Origin of the sequence: Herbaspirillum huttiense (assembly GCF_004367745.1) — a bacterium.
Taxonomy (GTDB): domain Bacteria; phylum Pseudomonadota; class Gammaproteobacteria; order Burkholderiales; family Burkholderiaceae_D; genus Herbaspirillum; species Herbaspirillum huttiense.
Genome location: NZ_CP037993.1, coordinates 1,936,237 through 1,952,300 on the forward strand (window position 1 = coordinate 1,936,237; position 16,064 = coordinate 1,952,300).

Genomic DNA, 16,064 nt, shown 5'->3' on the forward strand with positions numbered 1-16,064 from the left:
TGATGGCATTTGATTGACCCTGATGGCACCTGCACTGCAGGTGCCGTTTTCATTGCTGAAGATGACGATGTCCCACCGCGTCCTGATCCCCGTCGACCTGCAAGCACCGTCCCTCCTGCCGCCTGATGTGGCGCTCCAGCGCCTGTCCGGGCAGACCATGGGCACTACCTGGAGCGTGCAGGCGCTGGCCTCGCGCAGCGTCACGCAGGAGACGATCGCAACGGCCATCGCGGCCCGGCTGCAGCGGGTCATCGACGAGATGAGTACCTGGGAAGCCGATTCCCTCATCAGCCGTTTCAACCGCGCGCCTGCGGGCAGCTGGCATGCCTTGCCGGCGGACTTTTTCACCGTGCTGGATGCCGCGCTCACCATGGCCGTGGACAGCGCCGGGGCCTTCGATCCCACGGTCGGTCCGCTGGTGGACTTGTGGGGATTCGGCGCGGGCAGCGTGCAGCGCGACGCATTGCGCCTGCCAGACCCGACTTTGCTTGAATCGACCCGCCAGCGTTGCGGCTGGCAGCGTCTCGTGTTCGACCGTGCGCAGCGCAAGGTACAGCAGGCGGGCGGCGTGCATCTGGATTTTTCCGGGATCGCCAAGGGATATGCGGTGGATCTGGTCGCGCAGGCATTGCGCGATTGCGGCTGCGTGAGCTGGCTGGCGGAGGTCGGCGGCGAACTGGTCGGGGAGGGCGTCAAGGCCGATGGCCAGCCCTGGTGGGTGGCGCTGGAACGCCCGCCTGCGGATGACAGTCCCGGCATGGTGGTGGCCTTGCACGGCCTGGCCATCGCCACCTCGGGCGACTATCGCCGCTATGTCGATCACGACGGCCAGCGCTATGCCCACACCATCGATCCCCGTACCGGTACACCTGTGCGCACTGCACTGGCGTCTGTCACGGTACTGCACCGGCAATGCATGGTGGCCGATGCCCTGGCGACCGTGTTGACTGTACTGGGCGAGGAAGCCGGACTGTCCTTTGCCCGCGAACGCGGGATTGCCGCTCTTTTCATCACCCGCGAAGCCGGTGGCTTCCGTGAGAGCCTCACCCCGGCCCTGGCCGCCATGTTGCAGTGAGCGACGCCATGCAGACCCGATACCTGATGGCCGCGCTGGTGGCGCTGACTTACCTGGTGTTCTGCGTGATGACCTTCCTCCGGCATCGTCGCGCGCAGCAGTTGCAGCTGGCCCAGTGGGGAACTGTACAGGCCACTGGCCCGCAAACCGTACTGGTCGTCTTTGCCAGCCAGACCGGTACAGCCGAGCAACTGGCCTGGCAGACCGCGCAAAGTTTGCGCTCAGGTGGCCTGGTGGTGCGCGTGCTGCCTGCCGGACAGTTGACCGATGCCGATCTGCAAGCCACACGCCTGGCCCTGTTCGTGGCCAGCACCACCGGTGAGGGGGATGCCCCCGATGATGCCTCCGCACTGGCCCGGCAATTGGGCAGCAGCGACGGTGCCGCATTGCCGGACCTGCGTTTCGGCGTGCTGGCCCTGGGCGACCGCAGCTATCAGCAATACTGCGCCTTCGGCCATGCGCTGCACGCCTGGCTGTGCCGCCGCCATGCGCAGCCGCTGTTCGATGCCATCGAGGTGGATAACGGGGATGAGGGCGCGCTGCGGCATTGGCAGCATCAACTGGGTGTCCTGAGTGGCCATAGCGATGAAGCCGACTGGAGCGCACCGGCTTATGGCCGCTGGCGGCTGGCCGGGCGGCGCGTGCTCAATCCGGGCAGCGCGGGGGAGCCGGTGTTTCACCTGAGCCTCACGCCGCTGGATCTGCCATCCCCGCAATGGCAGGCCGGGGATATCGCCGAGATCGGCCCGCACAACAGCGGGGCGGCTGTTGATGCCTTCCTGCAAGCGATTGGCCGCCAGGACGATTCCCTGCGCGCAGCGCTGGCCACGCGCCTGCTGCCGCATGAGGCTGACCAGCTCGCCGCATTGCGCAGCTTGCCCGATGAGGAATTGCTGGCCGCTTTGCCAGCGCTGCCGCATCGCGCTTATTCGATTGCTTCACTGCCCGCCGATGGCGCTCTCGAACTGATGGTGCGCCTGATGCGCCTGCCCGATGGCCGCGCCGGTCTGGGTTCCGGCTGGCTGGGGCTGCATGCGCAGCCGGGGCAGGAGATCGCCCTGCGTGTGCGCAGCAACCGCAGTTTCCATGGCCCCGGCGATGATCGTCCGCTGATCCTGATCGGCAACGGCACCGGGCTGGCCGGCCTGCGTGCGCATCTGCGCGAGCGCGTGGCGGCGGGTCAGCGGCGCAACTGGCTGTTGTTCGGCGAGCGCTCGCGTCAGCACGATTTCTTCCATCAGCAGGAGCTGCAGGAGTGGCAGGCCCAAGGCTGGCTGCAACGGCTGGACCTGGCCTTCTCGCGCGATCAGGCCGAGCGCGTCTACGTGCAGCACAAGCTGCGCGCAGCCGCCGATGTCCTGCGGCAATGGGTAGAAGAGGGTGCCAGCCTCTACGTCTGCGGCAGCCTGCAGGGCATGGCCGGTGGCGTGGCACTGGCCCTGCAGGAGATTCTGGGTGAGGACGCCCTGCAGGCGCTGGCGGAACAGGGGCGTTACCGGCGCGACGTGTATTGAAGCAGTGAGCGAAGTTTGTGTTGGAGGACCCTGCTGCCCGGCCGGCAGGAGGCTTCAATCTGTCCTTGATTGGCGTGAATTTGCTTTTTCTCCCCGTTGCGCGAGAGAATGTCACGTCAAATCAATGAGATAAGAACAACATGAACAACATGAGCATATTCACCAGTCTGCTGCTGATCCTGCTCCTGGTCGTGGTCAGCGCCTTTCTTTCCTGCGCCGAGATCTCCATTGCCGCCTCGCGCAAGATCCGTCTTGAGATGATGTCCAAGGAGGGCGTGCACAACGCCGACCGGGTCCTCTCGCTGCAAGCCCAGCCGGGCAATTTCTTCACGGTGGTGCAGATCGGCCTGAACGCGGTGGCCATCCTCGGTGGTGTGGTCGGCGAGCCGGCGCTCACGCCGCACATGCGCGAGATCGTCAGCACCTTCTACGTCGGCCCGCTGCTGGAGAACATCAGCTTTGCGATGTCCTTCCTGGTGGTGACGGCTTTCTTCATCCTCTTTGCCGACCTCATGCCCAAGCGCCTGGCCATGGCCGCCCCGGAGCGCGCCGCGGTGGCGCTGGTGCAGCCCATGCTGCTGCTGGAAACGCTCTTCAGGCCGCTGGTGTGGTTCTTCAACAGTCTGTCGAAGTGGATCTTCACGCTCTTCGGTTTGCCGCAGGTGCGCCAGGACGTGATCACGCCCAGCGAGATCCACGCCATGGTCGATGCGGGCGCGCAGGCCGGTGTGCTGCTGACGCAAGAGCATCACCTGATCGAGAACGTGTTCGAGCTGGAAAGCCGCTACGTGCCCTCGGCCATGACGCCGCGCGACAGCATCGTCTACTTCCTGCTGACCGACAGCGAAGACATGATCCGCCAGAAGATCATCGATCACCCGCATTCGCGTTTCCTGGTCTGCGATGGGCATATTGACGCGGTGCTGGGCTACATCGACAGCAAGGATGTGCTCAAGCGCCTGCTCAAGGGTGAACAGTTCTCCCTGGCCGACAAGGGGCTGGTGCATACGCCGCTGTCCATTCCCGATTCCCTGAACCTGTGGGAAGTGCTGGAACGCATGAAGGCCATGGATGAAGACCTGGCCATCGTGGTGAACGAATATGCACTGGTGGTCGGCATCATCAGCATCACCGACGTGACCGGCGTGCTCATGGGCAATCTGCTGGCCATCACCGAGGAAGAGCAGCAGATCGTGCGCCGTGACGAGAACTCCTGGCTCATGGATGGCCTGACGCCCTTGAACGATGTCATGAATGAACTGGACATCGACGAGTATCCCAACCCGGTGGGCTATGAGACCTTGTCGGGCTTCATCATGTACATGCTGCGCAAGATTCCGAAGAAGACCGATTTCGTGCTCTTCTCCGATTTCAAGTTCGAGGTGGTGGACATCGAAGGCAATCGCATCAACCAGTTGCTGGTGACCCGCTTCAAGCAGGACAAGGCAGAAAAATCGGACAAGGCGGACAAATCGGGCAAATCGGACAAATCCGATAAGACAAGTCAGTCCGGCAAAACGGAATAGCAGTCCGGCACAACTTGATCTCGTTTTTTCAGACTTTTCCTATGCCCATGAACGCCGTAAACCGGGATACTCCCGTCCAGTCGCTTGCTTGAAAGACTGGTACTCGGGGAAAGCAGGCGGCTGCAGTACCTGTAGCAAAACGTAGCAGAGGTAGTCGTGGGCTGGCCCGCATTCGCAAGGATGCGGGCCTTTTTCATGGGGCACGGCGTCAGCAGGCTTTCCGGCATTGCAGTACAGTCAGGACTGTCTGAATATGAATGAAGTGGAATCCGCAAGTGGCAAAAGACGTCAAGAGCCCCTGTGTCTCGCTGTGCAAGCTCAAGCACGAAGTCTGTACCGGCTGCGGCCGCACCCGGGATGAAATCAAGGACTGGAAATCGATGAAGCGCAAGGAGCAGCTCCACACCGTGGAGCTGGCCGCCAAGCGCATGAAGGCATTGAAGAAGTAGGGCGGCCGGGATGGGCCGCCGGCAGGGTTCAGGCGCGTGCGCCGTGGTTGCGTTCGGAGATCTGGGCGTTGAGCGTCCAGAAGTCGTACAGCACGCCCAGCAGGAAGAAGCCGCCGGTGAAGAAATAGACGATGCCGCTGATCCACTTGCCGATGTACAGGCGGTGCGCGCCGAAGATGCCCAGAAAAGTCAGCAGCAGCCAGGCCACCGAATAGTTGATCTCGCCGGCCACGAACCGGCGGTCGGCTTCGTGATCCATCGAGGGGATCAGGAACAGGTCGACGATCCAGCCAATGCCCAACAGGCCCAGCGTGAAGAACCAGATCGTGCCGGTGACGGGTTTGCCGTAGTAGAAGCGGTGCGCGCCGAGAAATCCGAAGATCCAGAGCAGATAGCCCAGGGTTTTGCTGTGGGTGTTGTTGATGTTGTTGTTCATCCAGGCTCCAAATGAGGGTGGGGCAGGTTATAGCGTGATATGAAGATTGTTTCGCACGATGCGCCGTGCTGCATTGTGACATGGGCTCATCCTGAAAGTGCCCTTTGCGCAGAGTGAAGCGGTGTGTCCGATGGCGGCCGACTGTCTGCCAAAGTCTTCACATCGTTGCGGCGATCCGACGGCTTGCCCGCAAGAAAAGGCCAGCTGGGTTAAACTATGCACCTTCAGGAGGCCGTGCAACGAAGAGCCTCCCTGGAATTCCGCCACTGTCACCCGCTCTGTTGCCCCGTTGCCTACCGTGCGACCCTCGCTGCTCATTCCGCTCATCGTCGGCTGTGCGCTGTTCATGGAAAACATGGACGCCACCGTGCTGGCCACCTCGCTCCCCGCGCTCGCGCGCGATCTCCATCAAGACCCGATCACCCTGAAACTGGCCATGACCGCCTATGTCGCGGCGCTGGGCGTGTTCATCCCGATCTCCGGCTGGATGGCCGACAAGCTGGGCGCGCGCAAGGTGTTCAGCTGGGCCATGATCGTCTTCATGACCGGCTCCATCCTGTGCGCCGTCTCCGGCTCGCTGGTGACCTTCGTGGCGGCGCGCTTCCTGCAGGGCATCGGCGGGGCCATGATGGTGCCGGTGGGGCGGGTCATCATCGCGCGTTCGGTCGACAAGTCCGAACTGGTCAAGGCGGTCAGCTATCTCACCTTGCCGGCGCTCCTGGGACCGGTGGTCGGGCCGCTGCTGGGCGGCTTTCTCACGACCTACTTCCATTGGCGCTGGGTGTTCCTGATCAATATCCCGTTCTGTTTCCTGGGCCTGTATCTGGCCAAGCGCTTCATCCAGAACTTCAAGGAAGACAATCCGGCCCCGCTGGATGTGAAGGGTTTTGTACTCACCTCGGTGGGCGCGGCCATGATCATGCTGGGCCTGTCGCTGTTCGGCAGCCAGCTGGTCGACGGCGCTACGCCGGTGGCCATGTGCTCCATCGGCGCCATTGCGCTGGTGATGTATTACCGTCATTCCACCCAGATCCCGTATCCGCTGCTGGACTTCCGCCTGCTGCGCATCCCCACGCTGCATGCCAGCGTGGTGGGCGGCTCGCTGTTCCGCATCGGCTTGGGGGCGGTGCCGTTCCTGCTGCCGCTGGCCTTGCAGGAAGGGCTGGGCATGACCGCCTTCCAGGCCGGCAGCATCACCTGTGCCTCGGCCTTCGGTTCGCTCTTCATCCGTCTGCTGGCCAGCCGGGTGCTGCGCCGCTATGGCTTCCGCACCGTGCTGATGGTCAATGCGGTGTTCGCCGGCTTCGCGCTGGCGGCTTATGGCATCTTCAGCATGCATACGCCTTATCTGCTCATCGTCACCATCGTGCTGATGGGCGGGGTGTTCCCGGCGCTGCAGTTCACCTGCCTCAATTCGATCGCCTATGCCGACATCGACAGCCGCGACGCCGGCCGCGTCACCAGCCTGGCCAGCGTGATCCAGCAGCTGTCGCTGGGCCTGGGCGTGACGGTGGCGGGCATCGTGCTGCAACTGTCGAATCATCTGCAGGGGCATGCGAGCATCGTCGAGGCCGATTTCTGGCCGGCCTTCCTGGTCATCGGCCTGTTCTCGGTGGCCTCGGTGCCGATCAGCGGCAAGCTGCCGCACAATGCCGGGCTGGAGCTCTCGCGCGGGAAGTGATCTGGTGCCGTCATGCCGGGCTGCTATCATCCCGGCATCCTGAACTTTGGAGTCGCGCATGTCCTTTTCCCGTTTCCCCGTTTCCGCACTGCGCCGCACGCTGGCGGCCAGTCTCTTGCTGGCCAGCTGCGGTGCCCTGGCCTTTTCGCTGTCCGACCTGAGCAACCAGGACGCCACCGCCGGCCTGAAAGCCGCGCTGGAGAAGGGCGCCAATACCGCCGTGGCCAACCTGGGCCGGCCCAACGGCTTCCTCGGCAACGACAAGGTCAAGATCCAGCTGCCCGGTGCGCTGGAACAGGCCATGCCGCTGCTGCGCATGACCGGCATGGGCGGCCAGGTCGATGGCCTGGTGGCCGACATGAACCACGCTGCCGAGGCCGCCGTGCCGATGGCCAAGCCGCTGCTGGTCAATGCCGTCAAGTCGATGTCGGTGAGCGATGCCAAGAACATCCTGGCCGGTGGCGATACCTCCGTGACCGATTTCTTCCGCCAGAAAACCTCGGGCGAACTGGCCGTGAAGTTCCTGCCCATCGTCAAGCAGATCACCGACAAGAACGGCCTCTCGGGCCGCTACAACGCCGTCATGGGCCAGGTCGCCAAATCCGGGCTGGTGAGCGCCGAGCAGAGCACCGTGGAAGGCTATGTCACCCAGCGTGCGCTGGATGGCTTGTTCCTGATGATCGGCGAGGAAGAAAAAGCCATCCGCAAGGATCCGGTCGGGACCGGCAGCGCCATTCTGGGCAAGGTGTTCGGCGCCATGCGCTGACAGCGGAGCACCGACGCGGCGACCTCCTGCCGCGCTTCTGAAAAATTTTTCGCCGGCCTCGCAGAGAGGTCCGGCGATTTTTTTTGCCCCATGTTGCTCATTAGTCAAGCTCGGCGGGAGCCGCATGGGGCAAGGGATAGCGCCGCGCTGGCGGTTTTCAGGATGACCACTTTTAACGGCATATTGACCGCCGTTGGGAACTTTTAAAAGTGCTTCAGATCTGTAAGTTATCGATTCACATTGCTACATTGCTGGACAGCATTAAGCGATTGCTTTAAACTATCGTTCTTTCGCGGCATCTTGCTCGCGAAATCACTTGTTCAACAACGACTCTTAGCAGTGTCCGATCCGCAGTGTGCGGGTTGTCCGAATTTCCGGCTGGCAGCGCGAACGCCCTCCCGTTCTCCACGGTGAACCGTTCCCATCCCTGTCCGGTGTGCACTATGCCGAGGCTGGCTTCATCGCTTCGGTTTCATCGCTGCCCTTGCAGCTTTCGGTTCGCATCCAAACGATACGCCCAACGGGGCAAGCGAACCCTTTAAAACTTGATCCCAGAAACCCGTCGTCGCGGCGTCATGTCGTGTCGGCTATACCAACAGGGGGTAACATGACACGTGTTCGTCACGTCTTCGCCGGCGCGTTCGGTTTTGCGCTGGTTATTGCAGGCCTGGTCTGGTGGATCGGTCCGGACGTCATCCAGAAGTATCGCGGTGACCTGGTCTACTACACCGGCAAGCATCTGGAACTGGTCTTCAGTTCGATGGTGCTGGCCCTGGCCACCGGCATTCCGGCCGGTATCGCGCTATCCCGCCCGGGCGCGCAACGCAGTGCAGAGAAGTTCATCCAGATCTTCAACATCGGCAACACCATCCCCTCCATCGCCGTACTGGCGCTGGCATTGGCTGCCTTCGGCATCGGCAATGGCCCGACCATCCTGGCCCTGTGGCTGGCTTCGTTGCTGCCCATCGTGCGCAACACCTACGAGGGGTTGAAGAACGTGCCGGCGGCCATGAAGGAAGCTGCTCGCGGCATCGGCATGAAGCCGCACCAGATCCTGTTCCGCGTGGAGTTGCCCAATGCGCTGCCGATCATCGTCGGTGGCGTGCGTACTTCGCTGGCGATCAACGTCGGTACCGCACCGCTGTCGATGCTGATCGGCGGCGAGAGTCTCGGCGGCCTGATCTTCCCCGGCATCTATCTGAACAATCACGGCCAGCTGCTGCTGGGCGCTGCCGCCACCGCCTTGCTGGCGCTGGTGCTGGATGCCCTGGTGACCTCGCTGTCGGGTTTCTACCTGGCGCGTCGCGGGCTGCGCACCTGATCCGGCAGCTCATTCCCATCACAAGAACGACCGCACGCCAGCCCTTTCCGGCACAGCGGTAGAGAGGAAAGCATGACAAAGAAGACCATCGCAAAATATGCCCTGTGCGCCCTGGCGCTTGGCTTGGCCATGTTCGGCACGGCCCGCGCTCAGGCCCAGAACCTGGTCATCGGCGGCAAGAACTTCACCGAGCAGCTGCTGCTCTCGGACATGACCGCGCAATACCTGCGCGCCAAGGGTTACGACACCGACCTGAAGAACGGCCTCGGCACGACCCTGATGCGCTCGGCGCTGGAGAGCGGCCAGATCGACATCGTCTGGGATTACACCGGCACCGCCCTGATCGTCTACAACCACATCGAGGACAAGCTCGATCCCGACCAGATCTACCAGAAGGTCAAGGAACTGGACGCCCCGCGCGGCCTGACCTGGCTCAACCAGTCGGAGCTGAACAACACCTACGCCTTCGCCATGCCGCGTGACGTGGCCGAGAAGTATCACATCCACTCGCTGCAGGACCTCGCCAACCGCATCAATGAAGACGACAAGGAAGGCAACAAGCAGCACCTGCTGGGCGTGGACTATGAATTCGCTTCCCGTCCCGACGGCCTGGGCCCGATGCAGGCGCTGTATGGCTTCAAGCTGGATCGCAGCGAAGTCAAGCAGATGGACCCGGGTCTGGTCTACACGGCCCTGAAGAACGAACAATTGTTCGTCGGCCTGACCTACGCTTCGGATGGCCGCATCAAGGGTTTCGACCTGCAGCTGCTGGAGGATGACAAGGGCTACTTTGCCGCCTACAAGGCCACCCCGGTGGTGCGCCAGGAGATCCTGGACAAGAACCCCAAGCTGGCCGAGCAACTGAACGCCCTGGCCGCCAAGATCGACACGGCGACCATGACCGAGCTGAACAAGCGCGTCGACATCGACCAGGAACCGGTGGCCAAGGTGGCGGCCGATTTCCTGAAGCAAGCCGGCCTGATCTGAGGAGGGGACCATGAACATCTTCCAATACCTGCAATCGGACTGGCGCAACATCCTCGACCTGACCCTGCAGCACCTCGAACTGGTGGGCATTGCGGTGAGCCTGGCCATTGCCATCGGCGTCCCGCTGGGCATCCTGATCGTGCGGGTGCGCTGGCTGGCCGGTCCTTTAATGGGGCTGGCGACCATCGTGCTGACGCTGCCTTCCATCGCACTGTTCGGCCTGATGATCCCGGTGTTCTCGCAATTTGGTGCCGGCATCGGCCCCTTGCCCGCCATCACCGCCGTGTTCCTGTATTCGCTGCTGCCGATCATGCGCAACACTTATCTGGCGCTGGAGAACATTGAAGCCGGCATCAAGGAAGCCGGCATCGGCATCGGCATGACCTTCTGGCAGCGCCTGCGCATGGTGGACCTGCCGCTGGCCGTGCCTGTCATCCTGGGCGGCGTGCGTACCGCCGTCGTGATGAACATCGGCGTCATGGCCATTGCGGCCGTGATTGGTGCTGGTGGGCTGGGCGTGCTGATCCTGCATGCGATCAGCCAGAGCAACATGCAAAAACTCGTGGTGGGCGCGGTGATGATCAGCGTGCTGGCCATCATTGCGGACACCCTGCTGCAACGTCTGCAGAAAATCCTGACACCGAAAGGAGTACAAAAATGATCGAACTGGACCAACTGAGCAAGACCTACACTCAAAAGGATGGCACGCAGGTCAAGGCGGTGGACGCCGTCAGCCTGAAGGTGGCTGAAGGGGAGATCTGCGTCTTCCTCGGCCCCTCGGGATGTGGCAAGACCACCACCCTCAAGATGATCAATCGCCTGATCAACCCGACCTCCGGCCGCGTACTGCTGAACGGCCAGGACACCTCCGGCATCGATGAAGTGGAACTGCGCCGCCACATCGGCTACGTGATCCAGCAGATTGGTCTGTTCCCCAACATGACCATCGAAGAAAACATCACCATCGTCCCGCGCCTCCTGGGCTGGGACAAGAAGCGCTGCCAGGAGCGTGCCACCGAACTGATGGCCATGGTGGCACTGGACCCGAAGAAATTCCTCAAGCGCTACCCGCGTGAGCTGTCTGGTGGCCAGCAGCAGCGTATCGGCGTCATCCGCGCACTGGCGGCCGATGCGCCGGTGCTGCTGATGGATGAACCGTTTGGCGCGGTCGATCCGATCAATCGCGAATCGATCCAGAACGAGTTCTTCCAGATGCAGCGCCAGCTGAACAAGACCGTCATCATGGTCAGTCACGACATCGACGAAGCCATCAAGCTGGGCGACAAGGTGGCCGTGTTCCGCGCCGGCAAGCTGGTGCAGTTCGACAATCCGGACACCTTGCTGGCCCGTCCCAAGGATGATTTCGTGAGCGCCTTCGTGGGTCAGGATCACACCCTGAAGCGACTGTTGCTGGTGCGTGCCGGCGAGGCTGCGACTACACCGGCGACTGCCCACCCGGACGTATCGTGCGACCAGGCGCTGGCGCTGATGGATGACCAGGATTCGCGCTATCTCACCATCATCGATGCCGACAACCGTGCCCTGGGTTATCTGACCCGCCGTGATGTGCGCGGCAACACCGGCGTGGCTGAGGACATGGTGCGTCCCTTCACCATGAATGCCGATCCGGACGAGAACCTGCGCGTGGTGCTCTCCAAGATGTACAAGCACAGCACCAGCTGGATGCCGGTCATTGCCAACGATGGCAGCTACGTGGGCGAAGTGACGCAGGATTCCATCGCCAGCTACCTGAGCTCCGGCAAGTCGCGCGGGATGGCGATGGCGGCTTGATGGCCCGATTGATGCGATTGCCGATGTGAAGCAAACCGCGAAAACGCAAGGCAGGACAGCAGGACAGCAGGACAGCAAGACAGTAGTAAAGCAGAAGGGCAATGCGCAGGCATTGCCCTTTTTTATTGTGCCTGCTGCAGATCGTCGAGGAAGGCTTGCCGGCGCTCATTCTCGCTCAAGATGTGCGACTCCGACAATGCAGTCTGGCCTGCGGGATGCGGGCCGATGCGAAATGATTTACGCGGTTCGTCCTGACGACTCCATGCTGGAGATCAGCGAGGCCCCGCAGGAGGTCTTGTGGCCCTCGAAGGCGACGGCCTTGCCGTCGATCAGCACGTTGGGATCGCCTTCCACGATGACGCAATCGTGATGGCCGGAGATCGGGCAGCTGCAGTGATCGCCGACGCAGGCGACGGCGCGTCCCATGACGATGGATTTGTCTTGTCCGGTGACGACCTTGCCGCCGTGGCTGGTGGAATCGCCGAGACGAATGATGCCGCGCATGTCAGTGGTCCTTGTGGGGTGATGTCATTCAAAGGGGCTCCGGCCACCGTGCGTCTTGGCCCACGTAGCCTTGGTGGTTTCATCCGGCGGGCTGACCATGATGATGCTGGCCATGCCGTTCGGGCGGCGGTTCACCGTCGCACTCGCACCGCCCTGGTGATAGCTGGCGATCAGGCCAAGACCGATCTGCACCATGGGTGAACTGGTGCCGGTGTTGCCGATGCGTGCGCCGATGTCGTAGCCTTCCTTGACCTCGTCTGGATGCGGAGCCGAGGCACCCATTTGCATCAAGGCCTGGTTCAGCGGGATGACCCATTGCTTGTTGCCGGTAGTGTCGTAGAAGACGCGTTTGGGTTCGGTGGCTTCAGGCAAGCCGGCGATGGCGGCTTCCCAGCCGGCTTTCAGGGCGGCTGCTTGCAGGGCGGTTTTCAGCGGTTGGCCTTTGTCGTCGGTGAGTTTTACGTCGACTGGGCGATGGAGATAGCCGAGCAGGGGAGCATCGTCAAATTGCTCGACTTGCCAGTTGGTCCAGCGCACCGGGAGGTAGGGAGAGGGCTTGAAGTCACCGGGGCCTTGGTTGCTGATGGTCTTCCATAATTCCGGTAATTTTTCTTGCCACCATTTTGCGGACATGACACCGATGGCCGAAGGATTGGCGACCCCGGCTTCCTTTTCTTTCTTGATGAAATACGCATTGAAACTGTCCGGGCCTTGATCGTGGCTATTTCGCCAGAAGAAATTCCATAGCTTGACGATGTCGTACTCGGTGTCGTTTTTATTGATGTTGGCAGTCTGCTTGACAGCATAGGGGCGGACTAAATTGTCGACCCGGTCCGAGCGCGTGACCAGGAAGGCTGCGACACTATCGGGCATCGCGGGAATGACGTGGCCGATCTTTGGCGTGTCAATACGGCCGGGTGTCTCAATCAGCGTTCGAAGCATGGATCCGTCAGTACTGAAGATCAGCGCTGCGGGCGCATCTGGATGAGTATCAAAAAAGGCGAACAGCTTTTCTATCATCGCTGCGCCGTCATCGGTATTGGCGTCTTCCTGCCACAAGAGCAAGGTCACACCAAGGCTTGCCATTTGACGCAGGCCCGCCAGGTTTGCAGCTGGCCGTGTTCCGTCCTTCGCCTTTGGTGGATACCAGATGATGACGGGGATGGGCCATTGTTCGACAGCACGCCGAGCGCCCCTTTCAAGAGAAACACTAGTGACAACACCCAATTTGGATAAGCGTTCGTCAGCACTATTCGAGTAGTCGTCCGGATTTTTTGAGCGATAACTCTCATGATTGTTGGCTTTTTTCTCAATAAGTCGCCATATTTCCTCGTCTGTATCTTCGCCGACGACGACGCCCATTCCTCTTACTTCCAACACAAACTTATTTCCCGTCTGGGTGAGTATCTTCTTTGCCCCGGAAAGAGTTGCTTCCGTTGTCACTGGAGAGACCTGTGGTTGTGCGCTAACCGTTGCTGCGGCACTCGATGTGCCATGCATCCATGCCAAATTTCCCACAAACGCTACAACAGCAATGCCGAGTGCACCTAAGATTCCGTTCCGAATATTGCTTCCCATATTCATCGTTTCCTGTCCTGTTATTTGCCACTGATGGTAACTCTCAGTCATGATGTAGGCACTCCACAGAAGTGCCATCAATAAAAATGCGGCCAAGTAAGGCCAAATACGGGGCCTCATCGCATATTTCCCAAGTTGCCAAACGCTGTTCCCACCTGATTCTGATAAAAGCGTATATCGGGTTCCATGCTCTCGTACTGAGCCTTTAGTGCCTCATCTGTCAGTTCATTTACCACCAGATCGGGCATCGCCATCGAGACAAAACGTTCAGCGGGGAACGTGCCGGATTGGTAATAGTCCTTACATGCCGTTATAAAGTCCTTGTTCTCCTGAGATAGCTTTTCTTTGTATGCTCGATTCGCCAGAATAGTGGAATAGACGTATGGGCTTAATTTCCAGTCTGCGATTGCCAAGATTAATTCACGCCAAACTGGATCATCCAATGTCACTGCCTGCCCAATCGCCACATCCATCGCCGTTACCCATCGTTGGTTCTCCGTTGCGTGCAAGATGGCCGAGTGATAGTTGTTGGCCTGGTAGACATCCTCATCACTCTTCATTCTCTTGCGTGCTTCATTGGGGGTCTCCTCGCGCTCTACCGTGTAGCTGACGGGTCCCATGGCCAATGTATTGGATAGAATGGGCTGCAATCGCCAGTGATGGGCCTGATCATCTATGGACGGATTTTTTGCATTGAAATCTCTCTTGGCCTTTTCCAGGTCATAACCCACGTCATTGGTAACGTCCATCTGCTTCCACTTCATGCTGGCGTATTGATTCCCGAGAATGACGTTCTGAGTCACATCATCCGGTTCTGCCATGCCGATGCGGTCGTTTCCCCAACGGTCTGGTCCTCCTTTGCGGCCCTTGATCTCGCCGCCATACAGGTCCGGTTCACATGGCGGCTTGAGCTCTTCGCCGTTGATGTAGCGCATTTCTGCCGGGATGAATTTATCTTGCATGAACAGGTTATTCGCTGCGTTTGAAATCCCATCTGCCGGTCCAGGGTTCAGGCGCTCCGCTATCTCGCGAACCGGCACTGATCCCGGCTTGGTTCCGACCAGTACCTTCTTTCTCTTCCCGTCTGCTGGATCGATACGCTCCATACGCGTCCACATTCTCTGGAGAAAACGTCCATGTTTTGCCAAAGCCTTCATGGCATCCATACTCTTTTTGTTTTGCTGTGTTTTTGCCGTGCCGTCTGCTGGCACTACATCCGGAATTCCAAACGTTCCTATCCCATGAACCTTGGTCATCCCGACCACGGTATCCTCCGGGCAAAAGTAGAGATACACCTTGCCCCGGTTATCGCGTTCGTCGAAAGTTACCCACTGCTTGCCGCTTTTGTCCAGCCGACTCCCCGCTGATGGCTTCCATTTTGGACCGGCCCGTCCACCAGACTCGCAGTTGGTGATCAGCAGATCTGCCAGGTCAGGCAACCGGTAAGGTGCGCTCGTAACCTCGTTGACGATGTTGATCAGCGTTTGTAGCTTTGCCTGGCCGGTTTGATTGCAGTCTGGCGTCTGGTAGAGGCTATAGGGGCTATCCACCATGATGACGCAATCTACGCAACGTTGATTTTCCTTTCTGAGGATGGCTTGGGCCAGCAGGGTCAGGATCGTCCCCTGGCTGTGGCCCATGATGGTAATCGTCTCATTTCCAGGAACTTTGTTTTTTCCTTTGGCGAGTGCCGAGGGCTCGATAGATCGGATCAGCCTGATCAGCCGGGCCAGGCGCGTAGCAGCCATGACGAAATAGCGACGATCAGGTCCGTCAGCGGCATAGAGCGTTCCCGCACTCAGGGCCAGTCGGGTCCCGGTTCGAGCCGCTCTGTCCGCTCTGAAGCCTTGGCCATACATGTCGGGAATATTGTTGGTCGCATTGGCGAAAAAGCCCCCGCCTTTGCCGAAGTTCTTGTCGAGGCGGTTGCCTTGCAGGTCCTGATACTGTCCACGCATTGTCAGGAAGCCGCGACCATCATCCGTGCCACCACGGATTTTATCTGTATTGCTTTTTCCCTTGGAATCAAACCGGGCAATTTCATCGTCGCTGGCGCGATAGCCCCAATAAAACGGGATGAAGACACTTTTGGTTTTGCTGGTAATTTCTTTGCGCTGATAAAGAAAGGTGTCTGGATCAGCCAATATCTTTGCATCGACCACATTAGGATCTTTTTTTTGTTTGAGATTTTTATAGCTTTCTCCATAACTCCCCGCCTTCAAATCCCGCCGATCCAATCTCTCATTAAGCCCCTGACAAAGCCCTTCCTCAACAAAGGAATACACCGCCCCCGGATCATTGACCCCATGAATGAAGATAACAATCCCCGGCAGGTCTGCCGGCACTTCTATCGGCCGGTCACTGTACCGGTTGGCGTGGGAGACCGCTGCACCGCTGGCAGCGACATGGTTGGCATCGTTGCTATCGCCCATGATG

The 16,064-nt window shown here is 60.2% G+C and carries 14 protein-coding genes; 10 read left to right on the plus strand and 4 right to left on the minus strand.

All coding sequences use genetic code 11. The features are described from left to right. Positions 1-67: 67 nt before the first annotated feature. The 4 genes from E2K99_RS08595 to E2K99_RS08610 all read left to right on the plus strand — a co-directional run bounded on the left by E2K99_RS08595 (position 68) and on the right by E2K99_RS08610 (position 4,564). Positions 68-1,075 carry an FAD:protein FMN transferase gene (locus tag E2K99_RS08595; RefSeq protein WP_134221970.1) on the plus strand — a complete coding sequence of 336 codons (1,008 nt, stop codon included), beginning with the start codon at positions 68-70 and terminating at the stop codon, positions 1,073-1,075. 8 nt (positions 1,076-1,083) lie between these two features. Further along, positions 1,084-2,589 (plus strand): sulfite reductase subunit alpha, encoded by a 1,506-nt coding sequence (locus E2K99_RS08600; protein ID WP_240733878.1) that lies wholly within the window; start codon positions 1,084-1,086, stop codon positions 2,587-2,589. Between the two features lie 149 nt (positions 2,590-2,738). Then, positions 2,739-4,115 (plus strand): polyamine export protein PaeA, encoded by a 1,377-nt coding sequence (paeA, locus tag E2K99_RS08605; protein ID WP_205703764.1) that lies wholly within the window; start codon positions 2,739-2,741, stop codon positions 4,113-4,115. Positions 4,116-4,390: 275 nt separating this feature from the next. Beyond that, positions 4,391-4,564 carry a DUF1289 domain-containing protein gene (locus E2K99_RS08610; protein WP_134221973.1) on the plus strand — a complete coding sequence of 58 codons (174 nt, stop codon included), beginning with the start codon at positions 4,391-4,393 and terminating at the stop codon, positions 4,562-4,564. A gap of 28 nt (positions 4,565-4,592) precedes the next feature. Here the strand turns inward: E2K99_RS08610 and E2K99_RS08615 are convergent, their stop codons facing one another. After that, positions 4,593-5,000: an NINE protein gene (locus tag E2K99_RS08615; protein ID WP_134221974.1), complete on the minus strand. Its 408-nt coding sequence runs from the start codon at positions 4,998-5,000 to the stop codon at positions 4,593-4,595. A 289-nt stretch (positions 5,001-5,289) separates the two neighbouring features. Between E2K99_RS08615 and E2K99_RS08620 the strand changes: the two genes are divergently transcribed. The 6 genes from E2K99_RS08620 to E2K99_RS08645 all read left to right on the plus strand — a co-directional run bounded on the left by E2K99_RS08620 (position 5,290) and on the right by E2K99_RS08645 (position 11,546). Beyond that, positions 5,290-6,681: an MFS transporter gene (locus E2K99_RS08620; RefSeq protein ID WP_420840878.1), complete on the plus strand. Its 1,392-nt coding sequence runs from the start codon at positions 5,290-5,292 to the stop codon at positions 6,679-6,681. Between the two features lie 58 nt (positions 6,682-6,739). Next, positions 6,740-7,447 carry a DUF4197 domain-containing protein gene (locus E2K99_RS08625; protein WP_121039070.1) on the plus strand — a complete coding sequence of 236 codons (708 nt, stop codon included), beginning with the start codon at positions 6,740-6,742 and terminating at the stop codon, positions 7,445-7,447. Positions 7,448-8,054: 607 nt separating this feature from the next. Then, a complete protein-coding gene (locus E2K99_RS08630; protein ID WP_039786791.1) occupies positions 8,055-8,768 on the plus strand; it encodes an ABC transporter permease in 714 nt (237 codons plus the stop codon). Between the two features lie 72 nt (positions 8,769-8,840). Beyond that, on the plus strand, positions 8,841-9,755 hold the full coding sequence (locus E2K99_RS08635; RefSeq protein WP_039786789.1) for a glycine betaine ABC transporter substrate-binding protein: 915 nt from the start codon (positions 8,841-8,843) through the stop codon (positions 9,753-9,755). A 10-nt stretch (positions 9,756-9,765) separates the two neighbouring features. Beyond that, positions 9,766-10,416, plus strand: coding sequence for an ABC transporter permease (locus E2K99_RS08640; protein ID WP_039786787.1), 651 nt, complete (start codon positions 9,766-9,768; stop codon positions 10,414-10,416). After that, the gene (locus E2K99_RS08645; RefSeq protein WP_034329957.1) at positions 10,413-11,546 is read left to right on the plus strand and encodes an ABC transporter ATP-binding protein; all 1,134 of its coding nucleotides are present in this window, start codon (positions 10,413-10,415) and stop codon (positions 11,544-11,546) included. Before E2K99_RS08640 ends, E2K99_RS08645 begins: the two co-directional genes overlap by 4 nt. A 237-nt stretch (positions 11,547-11,783) precedes the next feature. On the opposite strand, the gene E2K99_RS08650 is transcribed toward E2K99_RS08645, so the two are convergent. From E2K99_RS08650 to E2K99_RS08660, 3 genes are read right to left on the minus strand one after another with little or no spacing between them, the layout of a single operon-like run. Continuing rightward, positions 11,784-12,050 carry a PAAR domain-containing protein gene (locus tag E2K99_RS08650; RefSeq protein WP_034329955.1) on the minus strand — a complete coding sequence of 89 codons (267 nt, stop codon included), beginning with the start codon at positions 12,048-12,050 and terminating at the stop codon, positions 11,784-11,786. Positions 12,051-12,074: 24 nt separating this feature from the next. Beyond that, positions 12,075-13,748 (minus strand): type VI lipase adapter Tla3 domain-containing protein, encoded by a 1,674-nt coding sequence (locus E2K99_RS08655; protein ID WP_134221975.1) that lies wholly within the window; start codon positions 13,746-13,748, stop codon positions 12,075-12,077. Continuing rightward, positions 13,745-16,060, minus strand: coding sequence for a T6SS effector phospholipase Tle3 domain-containing protein (locus E2K99_RS08660; RefSeq protein ID WP_134221976.1), 2,316 nt, complete (start codon positions 16,058-16,060; stop codon positions 13,745-13,747). The genes E2K99_RS08655 and E2K99_RS08660 overlap by 4 nt, the downstream gene beginning before the upstream one ends. Positions 16,061-16,064: the final 4 nt, after the last annotated feature.